This window comes from Vibrio galatheae (assembly GCF_000967545.1).
GTDB classification, from domain to species: Bacteria; Pseudomonadota; Gammaproteobacteria; order Enterobacterales; family Vibrionaceae; genus Vibrio; species Vibrio galatheae.
The window spans coordinates 223,969-247,051 of the sequence record NZ_JXXV01000016.1 but is presented as its reverse complement, the minus strand read 5'-3'; the positions used below and the strand labels follow the sequence as shown (position 1 = coordinate 247,051).

The 23,083-nt window shown below is 44.1% G+C and carries 26 protein-coding genes; 17 read left to right on the top strand and 9 right to left on the bottom strand.

Features of this window, described 5'->3' with window-relative positions; all coding sequences use genetic code 11:
• Positions 1-15 precede the first annotated feature (15 nt).
• Entirely contained in the window at positions 16-2,373 is a 2,358-nt protein-coding gene (locus TW81_RS09685) for a DNA polymerase II (protein ID WP_045955507.1), read from the top strand.
• A 77-nt stretch (positions 2,374-2,450) separates the two neighbouring features.
• Here TW81_RS09685 and TW81_RS19050 read toward each other — a convergent pair whose 3' ends face one another.
• Together TW81_RS19050 and TW81_RS09680 are read right to left on the bottom strand one after the other, a co-directional pair.
• Positions 2,451-2,678, bottom strand: coding sequence for a hypothetical protein (locus TW81_RS19050; RefSeq protein WP_084715843.1), 228 nt, complete (start codon positions 2,676-2,678; stop codon positions 2,451-2,453).
• A 77-nt stretch (positions 2,679-2,755) separates the two neighbouring features.
• Positions 2,756-3,523 carry a nucleotidyltransferase domain-containing protein gene (locus TW81_RS09680; RefSeq protein ID WP_045955685.1) on the bottom strand — a complete coding sequence of 256 codons (768 nt, stop codon included), beginning with the start codon at positions 3,521-3,523 and terminating at the stop codon, positions 2,756-2,758.
• A 134-nt stretch (positions 3,524-3,657) separates the two neighbouring features.
• Between TW81_RS09680 and yeiP the strand changes: the two genes are divergently transcribed.
• Both yeiP and TW81_RS09670 read left to right on the top strand, forming a co-directional pair.
• Positions 3,658-4,224: an elongation factor P-like protein YeiP gene (gene yeiP, locus TW81_RS09675; RefSeq protein WP_045955506.1), complete on the top strand. Its 567-nt coding sequence runs from the start codon at positions 3,658-3,660 to the stop codon at positions 4,222-4,224.
• A gap of 1 nt (position 4,225) precedes the next feature.
• Positions 4,226-4,546, top strand: coding sequence for an HI1450 family dsDNA-mimic protein (locus tag TW81_RS09670; RefSeq protein ID WP_045955505.1), 321 nt, complete (start codon positions 4,226-4,228; stop codon positions 4,544-4,546).
• Between the two features lie 117 nt (positions 4,547-4,663).
• On the opposite strand, the gene ihfA is transcribed toward TW81_RS09670, so the two are convergent.
• On the bottom strand, positions 4,664-4,957 hold the full coding sequence (gene ihfA, locus TW81_RS09665) for an integration host factor subunit alpha (RefSeq protein ID WP_004746689.1): 294 nt from the start codon (positions 4,955-4,957) through the stop codon (positions 4,664-4,666).
• Positions 4,958-5,518: 561 nt separating this feature from the next.
• Between ihfA and TW81_RS09660 the strand changes: the two genes are divergently transcribed.
• The 7 genes from TW81_RS09660 to TW81_RS09630 all read left to right on the top strand — a co-directional run bounded on the left by TW81_RS09660 (position 5,519) and on the right by TW81_RS09630 (position 11,610).
• Positions 5,519-6,712, top strand: a complete 1,194-nt coding sequence (locus tag TW81_RS09660; protein WP_045955504.1) for an acyl-homoserine-lactone synthase — start codon at positions 5,519-5,521, stop codon at positions 6,710-6,712.
• Positions 6,702-9,227 carry a response regulator gene (locus TW81_RS09655; RefSeq protein ID WP_338061731.1) on the top strand — a complete coding sequence of 842 codons (2,526 nt, stop codon included), beginning with the start codon at positions 6,702-6,704 and terminating at the stop codon, positions 9,225-9,227. Before TW81_RS09660 ends, TW81_RS09655 begins: the two co-directional genes overlap by 11 nt.
• 221 nt (positions 9,228-9,448) lie before the next feature.
• Positions 9,449-9,676, top strand: a complete 228-nt coding sequence (locus tag TW81_RS09650) for a hypothetical protein (protein WP_045955502.1) — start codon at positions 9,449-9,451, stop codon at positions 9,674-9,676.
• Between the two features lie 105 nt (positions 9,677-9,781).
• Positions 9,782-10,333: a septation protein A gene (locus TW81_RS09645; RefSeq protein WP_045955501.1), complete on the top strand. Its 552-nt coding sequence runs from the start codon at positions 9,782-9,784 to the stop codon at positions 10,331-10,333.
• 74 nt (positions 10,334-10,407) lie between these two features.
• The gene (yciA, locus tag TW81_RS09640) at positions 10,408-10,806 is read left to right on the top strand and encodes an acyl-CoA thioester hydrolase YciA (RefSeq protein ID WP_045955500.1); all 399 of its coding nucleotides are present in this window, start codon (positions 10,408-10,410) and stop codon (positions 10,804-10,806) included.
• 97 nt (positions 10,807-10,903) lie between these two features.
• A complete protein-coding gene (locus TW81_RS09635) occupies positions 10,904-11,200 on the top strand; it encodes a YciI family protein (RefSeq protein ID WP_045955499.1) in 297 nt (98 codons plus the stop codon).
• A gap of 2 nt (positions 11,201-11,202) precedes the next feature.
• Complete coding sequence (locus TW81_RS09630) at positions 11,203-11,610, top strand: GspS/AspS pilotin family protein (RefSeq protein ID WP_045955498.1); 408 nt, start codon at positions 11,203-11,205, stop codon at positions 11,608-11,610.
• A 45-nt stretch (positions 11,611-11,655) separates the two neighbouring features.
• On the opposite strand, the gene TW81_RS09625 is transcribed toward TW81_RS09630, so the two are convergent.
• The gene (locus TW81_RS09625) at positions 11,656-12,849 is read right to left on the bottom strand and encodes an EAL domain-containing response regulator (protein WP_045955497.1); all 1,194 of its coding nucleotides are present in this window, start codon (positions 12,847-12,849) and stop codon (positions 11,656-11,658) included.
• 237 nt (positions 12,850-13,086) lie between these two features.
• Between TW81_RS09625 and TW81_RS09620 the strand changes: the two genes are divergently transcribed.
• A complete protein-coding gene (locus tag TW81_RS09620) occupies positions 13,087-13,647 on the top strand; it encodes a VC2662 family protein (protein WP_045955496.1) in 561 nt (186 codons plus the stop codon).
• A 266-nt stretch (positions 13,648-13,913) separates the two neighbouring features.
• Positions 13,914-14,138, top strand: coding sequence for a hypothetical protein (locus TW81_RS09615; protein WP_045955495.1), 225 nt, complete (start codon positions 13,914-13,916; stop codon positions 14,136-14,138).
• Positions 14,139-14,187: 49 nt separating this feature from the next.
• Here the strand turns inward: TW81_RS09615 and TW81_RS19665 are convergent, their stop codons facing one another.
• Both TW81_RS19665 and TW81_RS09610 read right to left on the bottom strand, forming a co-directional pair.
• Positions 14,188-14,331 (bottom strand): DUF1289 domain-containing protein, encoded by a 144-nt coding sequence (locus tag TW81_RS19665; RefSeq protein ID WP_084715841.1) that lies wholly within the window; start codon positions 14,329-14,331, stop codon positions 14,188-14,190.
• Positions 14,332-14,402: 71 nt separating this feature from the next.
• Positions 14,403-14,651: a DUF1289 domain-containing protein gene (locus TW81_RS09610; protein ID WP_045955494.1), complete on the bottom strand. Its 249-nt coding sequence runs from the start codon at positions 14,649-14,651 to the stop codon at positions 14,403-14,405.
• A 197-nt stretch (positions 14,652-14,848) separates the two neighbouring features.
• On the opposite strand from TW81_RS09610, the gene TW81_RS09605 reads away from it, so the two are divergent.
• The 5 genes from TW81_RS09605 to TW81_RS09585 all read left to right on the top strand — a co-directional run bounded on the left by TW81_RS09605 (position 14,849) and on the right by TW81_RS09585 (position 19,775).
• Positions 14,849-15,295, top strand: a complete 447-nt coding sequence (locus TW81_RS09605; protein ID WP_045955493.1) for an META domain-containing protein — start codon at positions 14,849-14,851, stop codon at positions 15,293-15,295.
• Positions 15,296-15,690: 395 nt separating this feature from the next.
• Positions 15,691-16,836 carry an ABC transporter substrate-binding protein gene (locus tag TW81_RS09600; protein WP_045955492.1) on the top strand — a complete coding sequence of 382 codons (1,146 nt, stop codon included), beginning with the start codon at positions 15,691-15,693 and terminating at the stop codon, positions 16,834-16,836.
• A gap of 9 nt (positions 16,837-16,845) precedes the next feature.
• Complete coding sequence (locus TW81_RS09595) at positions 16,846-18,555, top strand: ABC transporter permease (RefSeq protein WP_045955491.1); 1,710 nt, start codon at positions 16,846-16,848, stop codon at positions 18,553-18,555.
• Positions 18,521-19,171, top strand: a complete 651-nt coding sequence (locus tag TW81_RS09590) for an ATP-binding cassette domain-containing protein (protein ID WP_045955490.1) — start codon at positions 18,521-18,523, stop codon at positions 19,169-19,171. Before TW81_RS09595 ends, TW81_RS09590 begins: the two co-directional genes overlap by 35 nt.
• On the top strand, positions 19,161-19,775 hold the full coding sequence (locus TW81_RS09585; RefSeq protein WP_045955489.1) for a CDP-alcohol phosphatidyltransferase family protein: 615 nt from the start codon (positions 19,161-19,163) through the stop codon (positions 19,773-19,775). The genes TW81_RS09590 and TW81_RS09585 overlap by 11 nt, the downstream gene beginning before the upstream one ends.
• A gap of 66 nt (positions 19,776-19,841) precedes the next feature.
• Here TW81_RS09585 and TW81_RS09580 read toward each other — a convergent pair whose 3' ends face one another.
• The 3 genes from TW81_RS09580 to TW81_RS09570 all read right to left on the bottom strand — a co-directional run bounded on the left by TW81_RS09580 (position 19,842) and on the right by TW81_RS09570 (position 23,029).
• A complete protein-coding gene (locus TW81_RS09580) occupies positions 19,842-20,774 on the bottom strand; it encodes a class I SAM-dependent methyltransferase (protein WP_045955684.1) in 933 nt (310 codons plus the stop codon).
• Positions 20,775-20,785: 11 nt separating this feature from the next.
• Positions 20,786-21,481 (bottom strand): TIGR01621 family pseudouridine synthase, encoded by a 696-nt coding sequence (locus tag TW81_RS09575; protein WP_045955488.1) that lies wholly within the window; start codon positions 21,479-21,481, stop codon positions 20,786-20,788.
• Between the two features lie 117 nt (positions 21,482-21,598).
• Positions 21,599-23,029 (bottom strand): sodium-dependent transporter, encoded by a 1,431-nt coding sequence (locus TW81_RS09570; protein ID WP_045955487.1) that lies wholly within the window; start codon positions 23,027-23,029, stop codon positions 21,599-21,601.
• Positions 23,030-23,083: the final 54 nt, after the last annotated feature.

Sequence of the window (23,083 nt, the reverse complement as noted above, 5' to 3'; positions counted from 1 at the left end):
TAAATAAAATTCTACATGACTATTCAACATGGATTCATACTCACGCGACAAGCTCGTGATGTCAGGGGTACAACTCAGATTGATCTTTGGTTAGCAACACCAGAGGGGCCGACTCAATTAATCATTGAAGCGGAGCAACCTGTGTTCTTTGTGCTGCAAGCCGATGTTGAAAAAGCGAAAAGTGTCACTCAAGATCTGTCAATTACTTGGAAACCTCTACCCCTCAAAAGTTTTGATTTGCAACCACTAGCCGCATGCTATTGCCAGACGATTAAACAATCTCAAACAGCCAGTGAATGCCTTAAGCGCAATGATATATTGGTTCTTGAGGACGATATCCGTCTCGCCGATCGCTATCTAATGGAAAGATTTATTAAAGGTAGCCTTGAATTTACGGGGATTACACAGGCAACTAAATCACATCGTCGCTTCAATCAAGTGAAGTGCCGCACTGGGGAGTACACTCCTGATCTCGACGTTGTCTCGCTTGATATCGAGTGTTCTGAAAAAGGCGTTCTTTACTCCATTGGTTTAGATAGCCCAATGGACAGTCGCGTCATCATGGTAGGGCCCATAGAACCTGCTGAAACTAACATTCAATGGGTCGACAATGAAAAACAGTTACTGCACGCCTTAGTGGATTGGTTTGCGCGCTATGACCCTGACGTTGTCATTGGCTGGAACGTTATCGATTTCGATTTTAGATTGCTGCATAAACGTGCAGACTGGAATCAAGTCAAGCTGACACTTGGCCGCGGGTATCAAGCAAGTTTTTTTCGTACATCCAACACCAGCCAGCAAGCCTTTATTTCGATCCCGGGACGCGTTGTGATTGATGGTATCGACGCACTAAAAACAGCGACTTACCACTTTCGCAGTTGGTCTCTAGAAGCGGTTTCCCAACAACTGTTAGGCGAAGGTAAACAGATCCATAATGTTCATGACCGCATGGCCGAAATTAATCATATGTTTAGCCATGACAAACCTTCTTTAGCAAAATACAACCTGCAAGACTGCGCGCTGGTGAATAAAATCTTTGCTCATACTCATTTACTTGAGTTTGCGATTGAACGCGCCAAGTTGACTGGCGTAGAGCTTGATCGTGTTGGTGGATCAGTTGCGGCGTTTACCAATCTATACCTCCCGCAAATACACCGAGCTGGCTACATAGCGCCAAATCTTCGCTCTGAAGATTGGTTGGCAAGTCCAGGTGGTTATGTAATGGACTCTATCCCTAACCTGTATGACTCGGTATTAGTATTAGATTTTAAGAGCCTTTACCCTTCAATTATTCGTAGCTTTCTTATTGATCCAATGGGATTGATTGAAGGATTACAACTCGAGATAGGCAAAGACTCTACTCAAGCGGTGCCCGGCTTTCGTGGTGGCCAATTTCATCGAACTCACCACTTTCTTCCGCAAATGATCGAGACGTTATGGGCAGCCAGAGACGTAGCAAAGAAAAATAATGAACAAGCTTTCTCACAAGCAATTAAAATTATCATGAACTCGTTTTACGGAGTACTGGGCTCTTCAGGTTGCCGCTTTTTTGATACTCGCCTTGCGTCAAGTATTACCATGCGTGGGCATGAAATCATGAAGCAAACTAAGCAGTTGATCGAAGCCAAAGGCTATCAAGTGATTTACGGAGATACTGACTCGACCTTCGTTTCGCTCAATGGCCAGTTTAGCCAAGCCCAAGCCGATGACATTGGTAATGAACTGGTTACCTACATTAACCAGTGGTGGAGTCATCATTTACGACAAGAGTACAACCTCAACTCGATATTAGAACTCGAGTACGAAACCCATTATAAAAAGTTTTTAATGCCGACTATTCGCGGTCAGGAGACAGGTTCAAAAAAGCGTTACGCAGGTTTGATTGGCGATGGTAGCGATGAACGCATTGTCTTTAAGGGCCTAGAAAGTGCGAGAACGGACTGGACGCCACTGGCACAAGAGTTCCAACAAACCCTGTACGCAATGGTTTTTCATAGTGAGAATCCGAGCGATTTTGTGCGTCACTTCGTCGAGCAAACTCAGTCAGGCGAGTTCGACGACAAACTGGTCTATCAAAAGCGCCTAAGAAGAAAACTGCACGAGTATCAAAAGAACATACCACCTCAGGTACGTGCAGCGCGCATGGCGGATGAGATTAACGAACGTCTAGGGCGGCCATTGCAGTATCAAAATAAAGGCCGAATTGAATATGTCATGACTCTTGCAGGCCCAGAGCCGAAGGAGTACCAAAATAGCGCCATCGACTATCAACATTATATCGACAAACAACTCAAACCCGTCGCAGAAGCCATTTTGCCCTTTATCGGGTTGGATTTTGCTACTTTAAGTGAACCACAACTGGGGCTGTTTTAAGTGATTTTGTATAATCAATCAGCTTACTCAGTGGCAGTGACTTAGAATAGTACCAGCCTTGTACTAACACACCAGAATCATTCGGAACGTAAGCCAATTGCGTAAAAATGCCCCACCCAGCTATCAGTGCTGTGAGTAAAAAACTCTCCAATACAGGCGATGAAAAGAGAAAAAGAAGAGATCATTAGGCATGGAATAATACACACCATACCTTCACGAATTGCGAGGAGCGAAGGAAACAGATATCGGCTGAACCATTGCGTTCTAACAACCGAAAAACTCCCCCCCTTAGCGTGAACCTGCATACATCCTCCTCTTGAGTGACAGAATCAACGTATCACATGCATTCAAAGAATAGATAAAAACTTCACAAATATGGGCGTCAACCGATTCTAAATTCAGTTTTTTTGTATTGCTTTGCAAGCCAATCGCCAAAGCCATCAAGAATACCAATGACCGAACGCTTTGCGATCAAACGGCCTGACAATAAAATCCCTAAGCGTTCAATTTCTATTTGCTTGTCAGGGTAGTAACGAAGAAACCTCTGACCACATTCCAATGGGTCGTCAAACCATCTTTTATCTTTGTACATAACCAACGAATAACTCGCACGCAGTAACTTCTTAGCGATAATCTTCTGCGCTTTGATTTGATCTTCCGCTTTATCGCAGCGAGCAATGCGATTCCGATATACAGCGACCCAGTCTTCGACATCCATATTCCAATGCTTAGCAATTTCCCAACTCGGTTCATAGTCTCCAAAGCATTCCGACAAATCTTCACCAAAGATGCACACTGAGCAATGCCTAAGCTGGAAACCCCACGAAAAAATACTATCTAAACTGGCAACTTCTGCAGCGAGGGCCGTTTTAAACGACACTTCGGTAATGAATGGATGCGACTTTTGAAAGCGCCACTTAATAGAGTTAAATAACGTCGTTCTTAAATTGCTAAACGATGCATGAGTGACCACAATCACATCGAGATTAGACAAACCCAGTTTCGCGGTTTTACGCGCCACGCTACCATACAAATATATACTGTGCAGGTTGTCCCCTAAGCCATTGCGCAGAAAACTGACCAATTCATCGATAGCAGGTTGGTATTGAGGCTGAAAAGGCTGCTCACGGCTAATAGTGGAAAGATGCATTTGATTGATAACACAAAATAATCGAACTGAATTCGTTAATGTTCGCTCACCAAAGAGGATCAATCAAGATATTCCTTCAACTAGTGACTCGGTATATAATCGCGCTAATACCTAACATACGAAGGAAATTGTTCATGCCAAAGGCGAGTGAGCTTAAAAAAGGTTTTGCTATCGAATCTAACGGTAAAACATTATTAATCAAAGACATCGAAGTAACGACTCCTGGTGGCCGTGGCGGCGCTAAGATCTACAAGCTACGTTGTACTGACCTAACGACAGGTGCTCGCGTTGATGAACGCTACAAATCTGACGACGTGCTTGAAACCGTTGATATGTTTAAGCGCGCTTCTTCATTCTCATACGTAGATGGCGATGAGTATATCTTTATGGACAATGAAGATTACACTCAGTACACATTCAAACAAGATGACATTGCCGATGAACTTCAGTTTATTACGGAAGAGATCCAAGGCCTTCACGTCATTTTGGTCAACGGTAACGCGGTAGGCCTAGAATTACCGGCGTCTGTTGAGCTTGTCATCGAAGAAACAGACCCGTCAATCAAGGGCGCGTCAGCGTCAGCTCGTACTAAACCAGCTCGTTTTTCTACTGGCTTGACTGTACAAGTACCTGAGTACATCGCAACAGGTGACCGCATCGTGATCAACACGACTGAACGTAAGTACATGAGCCGCGCTTAAGATGGCGGATTTAATCTCTTACGATGACGCAATCGATACTGCGTACGACATCTTCTTGGAAATGGCACCTGACAACTTAGAGCCAGCAGACGTAATTCTATTCACCGCGCAATTTGATGAACGTGGTGCTGCAGAGCTTGTAGAAACAGGTGATGACTGGGTTGAACATGTTGGCTTCGATGTAGACAAAGAAGTTTATGCAGAAGTCCGTATTGGTCTAGTTAACGAAGATGACGATGTCTTAGATGATGTTTTCGCACGTTTATTGATCAGCCGAGATCCTGAGCATAAGTTCTGTCATGCGTTGTGGAAGCGCGACTAAGCGGTTGTTTTCATCACGCATATACAAAAACACCCTAGCCTTGGCTGGGGTGTTTTTCATTGGGGAATTCTGGGTATTTACCTAGCCCCTGAGTGTTTATCTTAGGCTCGTGAGACGTTAGTCAACCTTAATATTTTCAACGCGGGCTTTTAGTTTTTGCCCCGGGCGGAAGGTCACTACTCGACGTGCACTGATTGGAATGTCTTCACCTGTCTTGGGGTTGCGACCTGGACGTTCATTTTTATCACGAAGATCAAAATTACCGAATCCAGACAGTTTTACCTGTTCGCCACTTTCCAGTGCCTTACGAATCTCTTCGAAAAACGCCTCAACCGTTTCCTTGGCGTCCCGTTTACTGTATCCGAGCTTTTCAAACAGGTTCTCAGCCAAATCGGCCTTTGTGAGCGCCATAAAACTTTCCTCAAAGCTGTGTTAAACATTGCCGCCCCAAGGCAGCACCAAAACATTTCACCAAGCCAATCAACAACATATCGGCTTTACTCTGGAAGTGTATGCCAAGCTCATGATTTTCGCCAACTTTTTTCTATAATGAGTCCAATTCAGTCTAAAAAACAACAACATAGAAAGCTTTAGACTTAGAATTTATACCAATAATCGGCGCTAAAATCCAAACACAACCAGAATATTTTAATGATACTGACATTCTTATCAGATTATTAATCCAAAAACAGGAAAAACATCAATTAAGGTTTTGATGTAAATAAGAAATCCTTTCGAGCCACCTTGCAAGCGCTAGATCCGCCACCAGCCCAAATTTCACTACGACCAACAACCAACTCCGCACTCACTGATTATCATGACTGATATTTAGTGAGATCGGGCTACAAATATCATATTAGATGTATTGCATAGAAGATTGGCGTTCTACATAATCAAGTCAGATTTATAAATAAAGCAAGGCACAAACAGTGCTATGCATCTAAATAATGATAAAAACGTTGGCTATGGCATATGACCCTATTTTCCAAACTCACAGCTTGTTTAGCACAAGATGTCTTAACCGATGCTGAGCGAAATAAACTATTTCTCAGCCTCACTGATCCTAACTCTGTATACCATTATCGAGACTTGTTCCACTCGCTGGTGAACAAAAGACGTCAAATGGCAATTGGATTAAGACCAGAGTTAGCACAATCTAATTTGCGGACTATTTACAACACACCCGAGTACAAAAGTTTAGTGCAACGCGGCGGGACAGCGACCAGTTGCGCACCAAAACGTCTCAATGAAGTACTAGAACAAGTCGCACTTAAGCACTTCGATTCAATATCTAGAATGTGGGCGTATATTGAGCTTGATACTATCATTCAACGTCGCTCAAGTGCCGCCAACTTTACGCCAGGCATGACGTTCATCGATGATGAATACCAAGGCTTGTTAGTTGAAGATATCAAATGCTCTTCCCTACAGGTTTATTCACCCCACAAAGAAGGGCTGTTTAGCCTACGTGACGCGGTCTGTTTAGCCAATATTGACCTATTTGTTCTAGAGCAAGGTTGGTACGAACTACTACCACTGCTGGATCTCTCTGCGCAAGGCTGCCACTTTATCCTCCTCCACAATCCAAATGAGGCTAAGTATCCATGCTTGGCGTCAAGCGCGATGATTACCTGTGGCAGCAGATATAAGCAATGGCTAAGTCATAGCGAATTTTTCCAGCACAATAATTGGCACTGCCTTTTCAATGAGCTGACAGTGAAAAAGTTAACTAACACTGGTGCTTTTACCTCGCTATCAGCGCAAGCCAAAACGCTACAAAGCTTTGACAACCAGTGTATTAGCAGCATCAATGATGAAACGTCATTGTGTGAGATTCTACGCTTAACCACCGCTGGGCAGAAAATGCAGCGTCTTTACTTGCTCTATTTGGCGCAAAAAGCGATGGCTAATTGTCTGAAACAGGCGGGATATCGCTGCGCCTATACGATTATAGATAACCCATGGTTGCTGAACTTTTACGCCCAACTGGGGAGTGATGCCTACATAGATACGGGTTGTTATGCTATCGAACCTGGCTCGAATCCCACATATCGAGGAATGTGGCTTATAGAAGAGTTTAACTTCCAATACTCTTCCATCGATTTTCGACAGTATAAGCAAATGGTGAGAAATAAAGTGTGCAACAATGAGGTAAATGATGCTTGATTCCTTAAATAATCTGCAGTTGCACCCTGTATTTATTTTGCTTTCATTGGTATCGCTAGTCGTTCTTCAATGGAACATCTACTTTCTTAAGTCAACGAAACAGATAACGGGCACACGGCTCAATGCCATTAAGTTGCCCTACCTATGTTATTCACTGTCTATTCTGGGATGGATACTAAGTAACGCCTATTTCTATTCTCCACTATTAGTGATGCTTGGTGAACAACCCGCCATCATCGCCGCTTTGGTGGCGAACCTGCTCTCATACTCTGCCTTCGCGTGCGCTTATCTAGTGTGCTTACTACTAGCCAAATCGAAGACATTCAAGATTGAAGCAGGGTTGCTCGCCATCGTTTCAAGCGCGGTGGTGCTAGCCAATCTAACTAATTACAAGATGATCCAAGGCATATCGATACAACAAGCTGGTGATTTTGTCATTCAGTTTGGCGAATCGACTTCTTATTTCTTTATGGTCGTACTTTGCGTCATCTTGCTCTCATTTAGGTGTGTGATTCAGTATTCACGCAACGCTAAACCCCTGCAACATATCAAATCACTTTATATGCTGTTTGGTATTAGCGTATTTATGAGTTCGACCCTAGCAATACATGTCGTTATTCCAATGATATATGACGATTTTTCAATGGCTTGGTTACCACCCGCATTGTCTATTTCTGAAATGATGCTCATGGGTTATGCGTTGGTAACATCGCGTTTTTATAGCAGTCGCCACATCATATACCGCCTAATGACCTTATCTTTGTCCGTTGTAGCTATCACATTGCCTCTGCTATTTGTTATCAAAGCAACGGATACGCAAAACATTCTGACCGCTATTTTATTGGCGAGTCTGTTTACTGGAATAAGCTGGAAATGGCTCCAGAAACATGTCGAACAACTGGCGAGCAAGCTTATATTTAATGATGCCGTTTCGCCGCAAAGAAAGATCTATCACCTTGCGGATGACTTCCAAACATCGGTTGATGAACCACTGCGTCAAGTCGCCGATATACTTGGCGTAAGCCATGATTCGATTCAGCTCGTTTCCAATATTCAAGACGAACCGTTGTACACTAAACATTTAAACAACACCAACAGTGTCCTTGTGTTAGAGGAGATTGAGGACTCAATTCCTCAGTTGAAAAGTCAAAAGGAGCGATTGTCACTGCGTAGACTCTATCGTCAAATGGATACCAACAATATCGCGATGGTGCTGCCTATTTTTGACCATACAAATAAAGTGTCGCATCTCTTAATAGCGCGTAAAAAGCACAATGGTCGCTTGTTTTTTGGCGAGGAAATCCAAGCACTGCAAGACGTGCTAAAAAAAGCGCAAGGCTATATCAATGCCGATCTTAAAATCAAACAATCGCAAGCCCTAGCAAATTCTATTGCTCATGAGATGCGTAACCCATTGGCGCAAGCCCAACTCGAATTTGAATATATCAATCAGTTGATCGCGACAGATCCTACAAATCAAGCGTTGCAGAATCATGCCAACAAAGGTAAGCAGGCCGTCAATCGAGGCAAACAGCTCATTGACATTATCCTGAGAGAAGTGAACCACTCATCCCTAGCATTAGAGCCAGCAGAACCAACATCGATTGTCAGCGCTGTTCAGTCCACGGTTGAATTGTACGGTTTCGAGCACCAAACACATCGCCAACGAATTAAACTGGATATCGAACAAAACTTTGTAGTGAAAATCAACGACACCTTGTTTAACTTTGTTCTATTTAATTTACTACGTAATGCTATCTATTATTTTGACTCTTATCCGGAGAGCCAAATTCAAATCCGCACAGAAAAAGGTCAGTACGAGAATTACCTCTGGTTCCGCGACACAGGGCCGGGCATTCCCGAAAATTTGCTCGCACGTATCTTTGATGACTTCTTCAGTCACAACAAAAGTGGCGGTAGTGGTTTAGGGCTAGGTTATTGCCAGCGAGTGATGGCGTCATTTGGTGGTTCAATCAGTTGTCATTCAGAGCTAAATCAATACACGGAATTTAAGCTTACTTTTCCGGCGACGAATATTGCCGTTGATCAGGTTGCTAAGCCACTCGCAGCACCAGAGAAGAAAACGTCGCTGCCTATCGAACCTGCTGCTGAACAAACAACAAAGCTGAACCTTGATGTCGCACCGTCCCATATGATCTTGGTTGTCGACGATAAAGAGATTCAGCGCACTCTCGTCAAACTCTATCTTGAACAACTGGGATACGGCGTCATATTAGCCAATAACGGTAAAGTAGCTATTGAGATCATCCACAGCAACCCGATTGATTTGGTTTTTATGGATATCCAAATGCCAGTGATGAACGGTTATGAGGCAGCTAGCATCATCAAGCATTCCTACCCAAGCATACCAATTATCGCTTTGTCCGGAGAGTCAGGAGAACGAGACTTACTGCGTATGAGTGAACTCATGGATGGTCGTTTAACTAAGCCCACGACCAAGGAAGCTCTGAACACAATTTTGCAATCGACGCTAAACCAATCAGCAACGCCTTAATCAAGAATGGTTGCTGGTTACTGATTGGCAACCTCGTTCCTATTTTGACACTCAGATTGCAGTTCCGTCAGTATTTTAGGTGACGGCAAATTTAATTCATTGTTTTTAAATCTTATTTTAGATTAGTGTCGCTCCTATATTGCTGGCATTGAATATGCTTACTTTTCCAACATGGTGAAGCAAACGGCAATTTCCCGTCTGTTGGGTGTTAGGAGCAGGATATGGAAGTACAACGTCACACATACTATCGACTTATTCATCAGGGAATAAAATGTTTACTGGTCGATCGAATCGGGCATTTCACCGAATTGGAATACCACGAATATTTGAATGGAATGACTGGAAAATCGAGTTGCTTTTCGATGAGCGATGAGGAGCTTCAATTCGCGATCGACAACTTGCGCAGTGAAGGCTACTTAGAAGACTACAAGCGACTCTTAACGCGTTAACGTTTTGTTAGGAAAACTTATTGAGCAATCTTGTTGCTAGCCGCTTTGTCCAATGGCGACAATTTGGTTAGAATGAGTTCAATGAGACTGAACTAGAATGATTCAATGAAACAACTTCTCGACTTTATCCCACTGATTATCTTCTTTGTCCTGTATAAGATGCAGGACATTTACGTTGCGACGGGGGCATTAATTGCCGCAACAGCCGTTCAAATCATCATCACTTATCTGATGTTCAAGAAAGTGGAGAAGATGCAGGTTATCACTTTCCTAATGGTCGCTATTTTCGGGGGTATGACTATTTTTCTCCACGATGACAATTTCATTAAGTGGAAAGTCACCCTCGTTTACCTAATTTTTGCTATTGGTTTGACCGTGAGCCATGTTATTGGCAAATCCGCGATTAAAGGCATGTTAGGTAAAGAAATTACCCTTCCCGAATTAATTTGGGCTAGAGTCACATGGGCTTGGGTGGCGTTTTTCTTGGTGTGTGCTGGTTTAAACATTTACGTCGCATTTTCGCTGCCATTGGACGTCTGGGTGAATTTCAAAGTGTTCGGCCTACTCGCCGCTACACTAGGCTTTACTCTAATTACTGGTGTTTACATCTATCAACATATGGCGAAAGAAGATGCCGAGGCTAAGTCTAGCGAATAAGTTGATAGTTTTGTTACAATTGAATTTTTACAGCGGCCATCTTGGCCGCTGTTTGGTTTGTATTGGATGTTATCATGAGCAATGAAAAAACTGCGCCGAAAGGACAACTTCTACTCAGAACCCTTGCCATGCCCGCCGACACTAATGCCAACGGCGATATCTTTGGTGGTTGGATCATGTCACAACTCGATTTGGCGGGAGGTATTCTAGCCAAAGAAATCTCTTCTGGCCGTATTGTTACTGTGTCCGTATCGAGTATCACCTTTAAAAAGCCAGTGCGTGTTGGTGATGTTGTTTGCTGCTACGGCGAGTGTACCAAAATTGGGCGTACATCAATGAGCATCGATCTTGAAGTTTGGGTCAAACCCGTTAAAGAAGATGGTTTACAAGATCGCTTTATGGTTTGCGATGCCACGTTTAACTATGTGGCGATTGATGGAGAAGGGAAACCTCGTCCTGTTCAAGCTGCTTAGTGGTTTACGAAATATTCGCTATTAAGGCTTTTAAAATAAGCCAGTTAAGGTAGAGTGATCGTCTGTAATTATACTCTGCAAATAAGGATATCAGACCATGTGGTACGTCATCTTCTCACAAGATGTAGAAAACTCTCTGGAAAAACGTCTAAGCGTGCGCCCTGCCCACCTTGAGCGCTTGCAAGCTCTGCAAGATGAAGGCCGTCTGTTAACAGCAGGTCCTATGCCTGCGATCGATTCTGATAATCCAGGTGAAGCAGGCTTTACAGGTTCAACGGTGATTGCTGAGTTTGATTCATTGCAGCAAGCACACGCATGGGCAGATGCCGATCCATATATTGAGGCGGGCGTTTACGAAAAAGTCATCGTCAAACCCTTTAAGAAAGTGTTCTAACGATGCCCCATTTGCTCAAAGCCACCGCCGTTGTTCTCTTTGCTGCATTGGCAGTCGGTTGTGCCTCAACGTCTACTGACAACCAGAAACAACTGGAGTTACTTGCACAAAGCCGAGCAAATTTACTCTCAACAGAGTTGCCGCTCGAATCTGGGCCACTATCCATCATGCGTGCCAGCGCCAAAGGATCGACGATTGAAATTATGATGGTGTATAACGATGACGCGAAAGGCGCAAAGCCAACCGCTCAAGTCTTAAACAACAGTATTCAAACATACTGCCAAGCGACAGAGACGAGAAACAACCTGGACGTGGGAATTAGCTATCGCATAAAAATGCGTAATAGCCGCGGTCAACTTATGGCCGATGAATTGATCACTAAACAGCGATGTATGAACTTAAATAGCTAGAGCTTAGCCTTGCACATATGCCCCGCTAATCCAGTCGGGGCATTTTTACTTAACGTTATAAAGCCAGCTGTGATACCAATACAGCAAACTGTCTAGCGGTTTTGGTTTGCATATGAGGTAACCTTGAACTTTCATATCTTTGTATGTTTCGCTGAGATATTCTAAATCTTGATAGTCTTCAATACCTTCAGCGATAAGTGATGCGTCAATTTTCCCAGCAATATTAACTAACGTATCCACCACGACCTGATTGAAGTGATCTTGATGAATGTCATGAATCAGTGTGCGATCAATTTTGACCTCAGTAAATGGCAAAGTTCGCAATTGGTTCAAGTTGGTAAATCCTGTTCCAAAGTCATCAAGCGACACACCAAAACCACGCATTCGCAAGCGGTTGATCGTTTCCAACTGTTCGGTGTTTTCCAGCGCACACTCTTCCGTGATCTCTAAGGTAATGTTTTCCTTATCAATTTGGCGGTGATCAATCGTATCAATAAAATCGAGCGTATAGCCGTCAACGGTCAGTTGAGATGGGGACAAGTTGAGACTCACTTTGACCTGCTTACCAAATTCTTTAAGTAACTTGGGGAAATCCGTAAGAACTTTGCCTAATAGTTGTTGAGTCAGTTCATTGAGCATTCCACTTTCAATCGCAGTGGGAATAAACTGCCCCGGAGCAATGGCATTAATCTGTCCTGGTTTAACGATACGAGCCAGCACTTCTATACCCGCAACGCGTCGACTGTGAATACAAACTTTTGGCTGGTAATAAGGTTCAACAAGTCCTTGTTCCATATGGCTTCGTAGAACACTTGGCGACAAGACTTCAACACTGTGGGTTTCGCGCTCGCTAACTTGCTCAATTTTCTTGAGCGTACGTTGAAGCTCATTGATATGGACTGGCTTGGCAATATTGCCGATCAAATTGACTTTATGTTTACGAGCGATGTGTGCGGCGAGTTCGATCACCCGCTTTTCCATATCCGAAATGATACAAACACCACCTCGATAGCCCATCTCGCCAAGTTCTTTTAACAATGTCATGCCGTCCATATCAGGCATGTTCAGATCCGTAAACACGGCTCCATACTTCTCTGGCGAGCGCCTAATATTGGATAACGCGGCAGCAGGGTTAGAGCAAGTAATCACATTCTCATATCCCAACTCTGACATCATTCCCTTCATTACAAGCAAAATAGCAGGTGAGTCGTCTACTATGACAATTTGCGAATCTTTCATGGTTAAGCAGCCTCTGACGTTACCATATAAATATAGACAGGGACTTTTGCATTGCACAAGATTGCATAACGCTAATTAAAGGCTCCGTTAGGTAGTACCAACAATAACAGCCTCATTTATGGAACAGATAGCTTGAAAATCAACCACAAATGCAACTCTCATCTCGATGCAACTATAGTTACTAAATGAGTAACCATAAGGGTTTACTCTAACAACAAAGTAAAAGTGGGAGTTGTTATGAAAAAAATAGTTAATGCAGTGGCGGTGACGAGCGCGTTGATCTCCTGCGCCACTCTTGCATCTTCACCCGTTATGTTTTCCTCTGTAAATGACTTCAACGCGCCCGACAATACACAGGTATCAGGAGTAAGATTGGCGGCGCTGCACGGTAAAGTCGATACATTGAAAGGTGTCGATTTTTCTATCGTCGGAATGTCAGAGACCAATACAACCACAGGCGTAAATTTTGGCTTGTTCCTTGGTGGATCTAAAGTCAATCAAGAGATGACTGGCGCTTCACTCGGAATTTTTAACTGGAACGAAGGTTTAACCACAGGTGTCAATCTAGGCGCAGTCAATGTCACCAATGATGTTAAGGGAGCCAACGTGAGTTTTGTTAACTACTCAAAAGGTGACACTATGGTGGATGTAGGCGCTGTAAATTTCTCCAACGAGTCGACGGTTCAGGTAGGTTTCTTTAATAAAACGGCCAAAATAGAAGGCGTGCAAGTTGGTATAATCAACTGTGCTGATAATGGCTTCCTCCCTTGTTTTCCTATCATAAATTTCGCCAAATAGTGCAATAAAACATAGGATCGTTAGGCTGCCACTGCGCAGCCTAATTGATTTAATTTTTGATGAATTTTTTATTTCAAAACATCAATCCATACCAAGAAAAACTTCTTCTTTTAATCAATATGATAGATACACCAGTTGCAACTCGCGCTGGTTTACCTTAGCTTGATTGAAGCAAAGTTGACCAATTATTAACCAAATGAGATTGACGGTTACCACATCGCCTTCTAACTTTTCATATTAGTGTCATAACCAAGGAGGATCACTGCATGAAAAGAGCTAGCAACTCATACCGTCTTCAATTAATCAAAGAGGTAGCGACTCGGCAAGAGCGGCTGAAAGGTGGTGATCCGATGGCAAACTACATCCAACATTTACTCGACGACAATCCTCATAACGAAAAAAGTAATAGTGAAGTGAACCACCGATTTTCTGGAAGCCATTTCGATGAACGTGCTGGTGGTTGGATAAATGATCGTTGGGGATTGAAATAATTGAGTTAACTTCGACAGCGTGAATAGAGAGATTCACTTAGTACCCGCTCTAGGATCTCTCTTGCTTACTTTCAGGCAGTCGATACCACAAGTACCTTTCTTGTCTTGAGCGACCGCAGCCAGCGCTTATACCGTCATTTTTCATCTCACAAAGCCCGATACATGGGTTCCTAACACCGTAACGTATAGACATACTACACCTCTAAACACGTGACACGATATTTACCATCTAGATTAGGTCAATTCTAAAGTAAAGATTTGATTTTAAAAAAGATCTTGCTGAGGTGTATGCAATGGAATTTCTTCCGTCTGAGTTGACTGAGCTTGTCGCTTTTTACGCAAATAACGCTGACGGCACAGTTTAATCACGTGAAGCTGCTCCGCAGGCGTCATACTGAGCCAGTTAAAACGTTCTTCTCGTTTGCGCATGCATCCCCTGCAGTAACCTTTTTCATCTACAGTACAAACGCCGACACATGGGCTAGGGACGGTGAAAAACTCTAACTGTTCCAAACATTCACTCTCGCAGCTAAGAAACGTTCAAAATTCACTCTAATAGAATTTTATTTGTATGTTTATCAATGCCTTCCAATCTGTGACTCGTCGCAAACTATGACTTTATACTGACAAATTAGCGCGGTTATTCACTATACTGCATGCAGCGAAGTCACTACGATGACTTATCCACTACTTATTGGAGTTGACCTATTATGAAGCTTAGTCCAAAAACATTACTTGCCGCAATGGCTCTGCCTTTCGTTGTGACGGCTTGTGCAAGCAATGGCGACGATGTAAGACAAATTACAACTCAAGACTTACAACACCATAATTGGGAACTGGTCACGATTGATGGCAAAGATCTCGTATTGGGTGAACGTCAAAAAGCACCACGCATTGAGATTGGTGAGAAAATGACAGCAAATGGTAACGCTGGCTGTAATAACTTCTTCGGCCAAGCGGAACTAAAAGACAACAAGTTCCGCATTGAAAAAATGGGCATGACGATGAAAATGTGTATCGGTGATGTAATGGACACAGAACAAGCGTTCAGCCAGACCTTATCCAGTTGGAGTGATATGGTATTAACCGACAACTTCATGACGCTGAAAAACGACGTACATACGCTTACATTTAAGCTTAATGACTGGAAGAACTAGAATTAGTTAGTCACTGAAAGCAGCCGTTTGCGCTGCTTTTTTATTTTCCCCCTCACCATTACTCCGACGATACGCTATCCTTTCTCACTCTCTAGCGGTGACGACAAAAAATTACGTTGTTGTGTAAGAACTTGCGTGACAATCCGGTCTGGTTAAAAGACTCAAGCTGTGCTTAACAAGAATAACTCGCTCACGTTATGTTTACAGGCTTACGATGAGCTTCGCACCACTGCGAAAATGAAAAGTTTTAAGTGAACACATCTACACGTAGAAAGTAATTATATGAATTTACTGTAAAATGAACATTGATAAACAATGAAGATTGATTACTATCCACTATCAAATCTGGATGGCTAAGTCAGCCCAACGAATAAACAACGAGATACGGATTACATATGAAAAAGGTATTTAGCATCATTGGTATTCTAGCCACAGCGATAACCACACCGGTTATCGCTGAAGATTGGCAATCCATCGAACAACAAGCTGACGGTCAAACCGTCTACTTTCATGCTTGGGGAGGAAGCCAAGAAATCAATCGTTATATTCAGTGGGCTGGTAGCGAACTAAAGTCACGCTACAATGTCACTTTAAATCACGTCAAAGTTAGTGACATAGCTGAAACCACCACGCGCTTGATCGCTGAAAAAGCCGCGGACAAGAACAGCGGTGGCAGCGTCGACATGGTGTGGATCAATGGCGAAAACTTCAAGTCAATGAAAGACAACCAACTGCTCTTTGGCCCTTTTGTTGAAGAGTTACCAAGCTGGCAATACGTTGATAAAACGCTCCCTGTTAATGTCGATTTTTCGGAACCTACCGAAGGACTGGAAGCACCATGGGGGGTGGGGCAGCTAGTGTTTATCCACGATGAGAAAACACTCAACAACCCACCGCGCTCATTTGCTGAAATGCTCAGTTATGCCAAAGCGTTTCCTAACCGTCTGACCTACCCTCGTCCTCCAGAGTTTCATGGTACGAGTTTCATTAAAGCGTTGCTTATCGAGCTTACGAATAACGACGCGTCATTGCGCTACCCCGTGAAACAAGAGAGTTTCGAATTAGTCACGCAGCCACTGTGGGCTTACCTAGACGAGTTTCATAAAGTCGCCTGGCGTGGTGGAGAGCAGTTCCCAGGAGGAACCGCAGAAAGCGTTCAGTTACTCGACGATGGTCAAATCGATCTTGCCATTACATTCAATCCGAATGCGGTATACTCAGCTCAATCAAGCGGCAAATTAGCTGAAACGACCAAAGCCTATGCGATGGATAACGGTGCGCTATCGAACATCCACTTTTTAGCCATCCCATGGAATGCCAACGCTAAAGCAGGGGCACAAGTTGCGATAAACTTTCTGCTAAGCCCTGAAGCGCAATCTCGCAAAGGTGACCTCAACATCTGGGGAGATCCCTCTGTACTCAACAATCAGTACTTAACAGGATCAGCCAAAAACACTCAACAATTCAAATCTATCGCAGAACCACACCCAAGTTGGCAAACAGCGCTAGAGAAAGAATGGTTGAAACGTTACGGGAACTAATAGTCAGCCATGTTAAGAGCGCTGTATCTGGTTATTATTGCAGTTTGCATATTGCCGACCATCCCAGGGTTACTTGGGGTGGCCGTGTCTGCGCTCGGCTATATTCCACCGATCGGCCAGCATCAATTTTCACTCGATGGCTTCAACGCGGTGTTCGAATGGCAAGGCGTCTGGACATCGATCGGACTGACTTTCTATTCTGCTATTTTCAGTAGCTACCTCGCGTGCTTGATCTGTTTTGCAATTTTGCAAGCTAGTTGGGGCAAACCATTCTGGCACAAGATTGAAATGAGTCTGTCACCTCTGCTCGCCATGCCACATGTCGCTTTTGCGATTGGTTTTGCATTCTTGTTTGCGCCGACAGGAATGGGGATCCGAGTTCTGCATCAAATGTTTGGCTACGACCCGAATGCTCAGACAGTCAATGATCTAGCACTATTGATTAAAGACCCATATGCGTTGGGTTTAATTGTTATGCTGGCCATTAAAGAAGTGCCATTCTTATTACTGATGAGTATTCCGATACTGTCACAGTTAAAGGTCGATAAGATTGAAAAAGTTAGCCACTCTATGGGTTACAGCTCTGCTCAGGCATGGTGGAAGTGTATTTTCCCGCAATGGCTGGCAAAACTGCGTTTTCCTATGTTAGCGGTTTTGGCTTACAGTTTGTCAGTGGTGGATGTTGCTTTAATTATTGGCCCGACGAATCCACCGATATTTGCTGTGCTGGTATGGCAATGGTTTAACGATCCAGACCTTTCTCTTTTACCCAGAGCTGCAGCAGGTGCTGTCATCCTATTCGTAATGGCGAGTGTATTGATTGGCATTGCGCGCATCATCGAATGGTCGATCACCAAAGGTTTCAAACATTGGCAATACTCGGGGCGCCACGGTGCTCGTTTACCCGGTAAAAGCTTGTTCTCGATGATCGCTCTACTTTCGTTAATAATGATCCCGTTAATGATTGTTTGGAGCTTCGCTCAGCGCTGGCGCTTTCCTGACCTATCCCCTAGCCAGTATAGCCTGCGATTTTGGCAGTACGAATGGCACACGATTCTCGGCACGTTGGAGCAAAGTATGCTCATTGCTATCATCTGCGCCTCCGTTGCCCTTGCACTCGCCTTGATTGCGCACGAATATCGCTTACGCTACCGACGGCAAATACCAGGTTACATTATCGCTATCCCAATGCTGATCCCTCAGTTGTCCGTATTATTTGGTATGCAAGTCGCCACGCTCTATTTTGATAATAATGCTTACTTATTATGGGTATGCTGGGCACATATTTTCTTTGCCTTCCCATTTGTTTATTTGTCCCTAGATGGTCCGTGGCGAAGCTATGACAACGGCTTGACTCGGGTTGCGTTAAGCCTAGGTAAGACGCCACTACAAGCGTGGCTGAAAATCAAGCTACCGATATTGTTGCCCGCAGTAGCCTTCGCTTGGGCTGTGGGTATCAGCGTAAGTTTGGCGCAATATTTACCTACGCTAGTTCTTGGTGCTGGCCGCATCACTACCATCACCACAGAAGCCGTTGCTCTTTCGAGTGGCTTTGATCGCAGAGTCACCGCTATTTACGCTATTTGGCAAGCGCTGCTACCCTTAATGTTCTTCTCTTTCGCGATACTCCTTAGCCGTCTACACGTTAAGTATCGTCGACTGACAATGAAAGGTTTACTCCCGAATGAGTCTTTGTCTCGAAAACCTCGCCATCCGTAAAAACAATGGCGACACGCTTTTCTCTGCGTTAACTATGACCGTTGAGAAAGGAGAAATGGTGACCTTAATGGGCCCAAGCGGTTGTGGTAAATCGACACTGCTGGATGCGATTGCTGGTCATCTATCCCCAGAGTTTAACTATTCAGGCGTAATCACGCTCGATGGCATGAAGTTAGATTCGCTACCCGCCCATAAACGCCAAGTCGGGATCTTGTTTCAAGACGACTTGCTCTTCCCTCATCTAACGGTTTGGGAAAATCTCGCGTTCGCGTTACCTGATTCAATCAGAGGTGCCGAACGCAAAGATCGCTCATTGTTGGCACTGAAACACATCTCGTTAACCAAGCTTGCCAACTCATTCCCAGATCAAATATCAGGGGGGCAACGGGCACGCATTGCGCTCACTCGTATGTTACTAGCAGAGCCCAAAGTAGCGTTATTTGATGAACCTTACAGCAAATTGGATAAAGACCTTAGAGCACAGTTTCGCCGTTGGGTCGCTGAGCAACTCAAGCAAGCCAATATTCCATCGTTAATGGTGACTCATGATAAAGAAGACATCCCTGAGGGTAGTCGCTGCTTAAACTGGCCATGGGAGAGCAAAAATGCTGGATAGTTTGAGTATCAAAATCATTAAATGGCCACTTACGCAATGCGCAAAACTCATCGACAAGTGTGGCGTGACAGCCAATCAAATGACCTTGTTTGGCTTTGTACTCGGCTGTTTGGCGTTTCCAGCCTTGGCTTTGGAAGAATACACACTGGCGTTGATGCTGATTTTACTCAATCGACTCTGCGATGGTTTAGATGGTGCCCTTGCTCGACTACAAGGCATTACTGACGCAGGCGGTTTCCTCGACATCAGTTTGGACTTTTTGTTTTATTCCCTTATTCCATTTGGCTTTGTGGTGGCAAATCCAGACCAAAACGCTGTCGCGGGCGCCTTTTTGATCTTCTCGTTTATCGGGACAGGCAGCAGCTTCCTCGCCTTTGCCATCATGGCGAACAAACGTGGTATCGACAACCCTGTTTATCAACACAAATCACTCTACTACATGAGCGGTTTGACTGAAGGAACCGAGACGATTGCCTGTTTTGTTCTGCTGTGTTTGCTGCCACAACACTTTGCGATCATTGCCTATATCTTTGGCGCAGCTTGCTGGTTTACCACCTTCACTCGCATCTATTCAGGCTTCCATACACTGATAGAACATGATTAAGATCACTCGATATTCATCACCCTTAATCGCAAAAAAGTGCCAAATATGGCACTTTTTTCGTATTCACTACTTAAACCTCAAGACCTTGAGAGACGCTTCGGGATCGATATCTTCAAATTCTGGTGGATTTGCAAGTCGCTCGATGAAATTCAGTTGAGGTGCTTCTTCCTTCATTCCATCAATTAAAAACTGGCTCGTTACTTGAGGGGAGTTAACACAGGCAATAACCTCGCCGCCTTCGGCCAACAATTCAGGTAGCTTACGCAGAATACGCTTGTAGTCTTTGGTTAATGCAAAACTTCCCTTTTGGAAAGACGGCGGATCAATCACGATTAAATCATAACGGCCCATCTTTTTGATTTTTCCCCACGAGCGGAAAATATCGTAACCGAGAAATTTCACTTGATTAATATTGTGACCATTCAACTTGTGGTTCTCGCGCCCTTTTGACAGTGATGAGCGAGACATATCGACGTTAACCACTTGATCCGCACCTCCCTCGATTGCCGCCACCGAGAAACCACATGTGTAAGCAAACAAATTAAGTACATTTTTATGTTTAGCCTGCTCTTTTACCCAATCACGTCCACAACGCATATCAAGGAACAGACCAAAGTTTTGATTACGACCGATATCCAATTGATACTTCAGACCTGACTCTTCAACCACTGGACGAGAATCTAGCTCGCCAAATAATACCTCTGACGGTGCACCTTCTGCGTAACGATGTTGCACGACGATGCTCGTGCCTTGCTTATTGGCCCATAGATCACTGGTTGAGAGTGACAGCAAACCTTGTTTGAGTGACGCAATGAAAGCGTTATCGACACTCTTAAAAATACTCACAATAAGCTGGCCTTGAATCCAATCACAGGTTAACTGCTCTAGGCCATCGAAACCTCGCCCTCGGCCGTGAAACAGCCTGCGTACTTCATTCGGTGCTGCTTCGAGCTGCAGATGAAGCTGCTCAAAAAAGAGAGGCAACTGTTCGGTTTGCATAGCTGCCGGAATTACTTGTTGATCTTCGGCCATGATAGCTCCCAAGGTTTTAGCCAAGCCTCAATGCCTTGACTGGTAATATCTTCATTCCACTTATCGCCGAGTATGGCGTTATCTCGTGGGTCACATACAAATTGGTATGCTTGGTGACAGAACTCGAAGCGAAGAGCAAAGGCATGCAAGTACCCACGATCCGCTTGACTGCCATTATTGTAGATAGCGTCACCGGCAATCGCTGAGCCTAGAGATTTCAGCGCAACGCGAATTTGATGAGTTTTCCCTGTATGAGGTTTACACAAAAACAAGCGCTCACCTGGCATCGCGGCGAGAGAGAAAAATTGTGTAACAGCTGGGTTAGCTTGCGTATTGAGCAGTTTCCATGAAGAACGACGTGAACGTTCCATATCGCCGCTGACAAGGCCTTGCTTCTTCTTGGGTTTCTTACTTCCAATGGCAAGGTAAAACTTTTCGACACTTCGATTAGCAAACTGTCTCGAAAGCTCACTCGCGGCACCTGCATTTCTTCCTAGCAAGAGCAAACCAGAAGTCATCTTGTCTAAACGATGGATCAGGTAGAGCTGTGCATCTCCTGTTTGTTTAGCCACTTCTTGCAGTAACATGGTATCGCCATCATCTTTATGCACTGAAACATTCGGATGTTTGTTGATAACGATAAAATCAGGGTGAGTATGTAAAATATCAAACATGTAACTGGCTCCACTTCGGAGGCATGAGTATACCCATTCTCATTTTGAAAACCAGTATGGTTTAAACGAAAAAACCTCCCAAGTGGGAGGTTTTTAAACCTGGTTATTCAATCACGACTAGAGCTTCTTCGAGAAGATGCCTGTTAGTGCGATGATAGCTAAGCCAAGCATCATGATTTCGCCTTTACCGCTATCGAAACCTGATTTGACGCCCATGAAAGCAACGATTGCAATTGCGACAGGGATTACGTATTTAACCAAGTTGTACCATAGACCGAATAGAGGGAAAGAAACCTCACCGTCATTGGTAATTTCTTTCTCAAGCTCAGAGCGAGATAGACGCCAGCCAGCAAAGATACATACCAACATACCGCCAACCGCAAGGAAGATTTTGTCAGTCAGAAGGTCGAAGATATCAAATGCGCCTGTACCAAACAGCGTTGGACCAACACCACCTAGTGATAGTGATGCAATGACACACAGTGCAACCATCACTGAACTTGCGCTGATAACGGCTGTTGAACGTTTTAGCCCTTTCTCATCAATTAGGTAAGAAACAACAACTTCAAGTAGTGATACAGAAGACGTTAGCGCAGCAACCGTTAATGCAATAAAGAACATTAGAGCAAACAGTAAACCAATCACACCGCCCATTTCAGCAAATAGTTGCGGTACAACCACGAACACCAAGCCAGGGCCCGCCGCAGGTTCCATACCGAATGCAAACATTGCTGGGAACATTGCCACACCCGCAAGGATCGCAACACCTGTATCCATTGCGGTAACCATACCCGTTGTCTGAACTAGGTTCTCTTTCTTCTTCAAGTAAGAACCGTAAGTCATCATACAACCCATACCTAGCGATAGAGAGAAGAATGCTTGACCTAACGCAGCAAGTACGACGTTACTGTCTACTTTCGAGAAATCTGGCATGAATAGGAATTCTAGACCGGCCATTGCACCTGGTAGCATCAAGCCTTTGACGGAAACGACAATCAAAATCAGGAACAGTAGCGGCATTAGGATCTTACCAGCTTTCTCGATACCGCCAGAAATACCTTTCATTACGATAACGACGTTAAGCAACAGATAGATACCCATCCACATTAGTGGCTGTACAGGATCAGAGATAAAGCTACCGAAACTATCGCCAATCGCTTCAGGAGTACTTAGCAGACCACCGCCGACTTTAAAGATGTAGGCCAGTGCCCAGCCACCAACAACTGGGTAGAAACCCATAATCAGTAGGCCACTTAATACACCCATAACGCCTGTAAACGTCCAACGACGGTCTGTCGATTTAAACGCACCAACAGCCGATAGACCAGTCTTACGACCAATCGCGAACTCGGTTAGCATAACGCTGAAACCGATAAAAATTACGAACACTAGGTAGATAGCAACGAATGCGCCGCCGCCACTCTCACCTGCTGTGTAAGGAAACTTCCAGATGTTACCCAAACCAACAGCAGAACCTGCTGCTGCCATAACGAAGCCTAATTTAGACCCCCACGTATCACGGGGCTGTGCACTTGAACTAGTAGCCACGATTTACTCCATTAAAATCATTTTATGTGTTGTGTTTGCTTCTGTTAGGCGTCT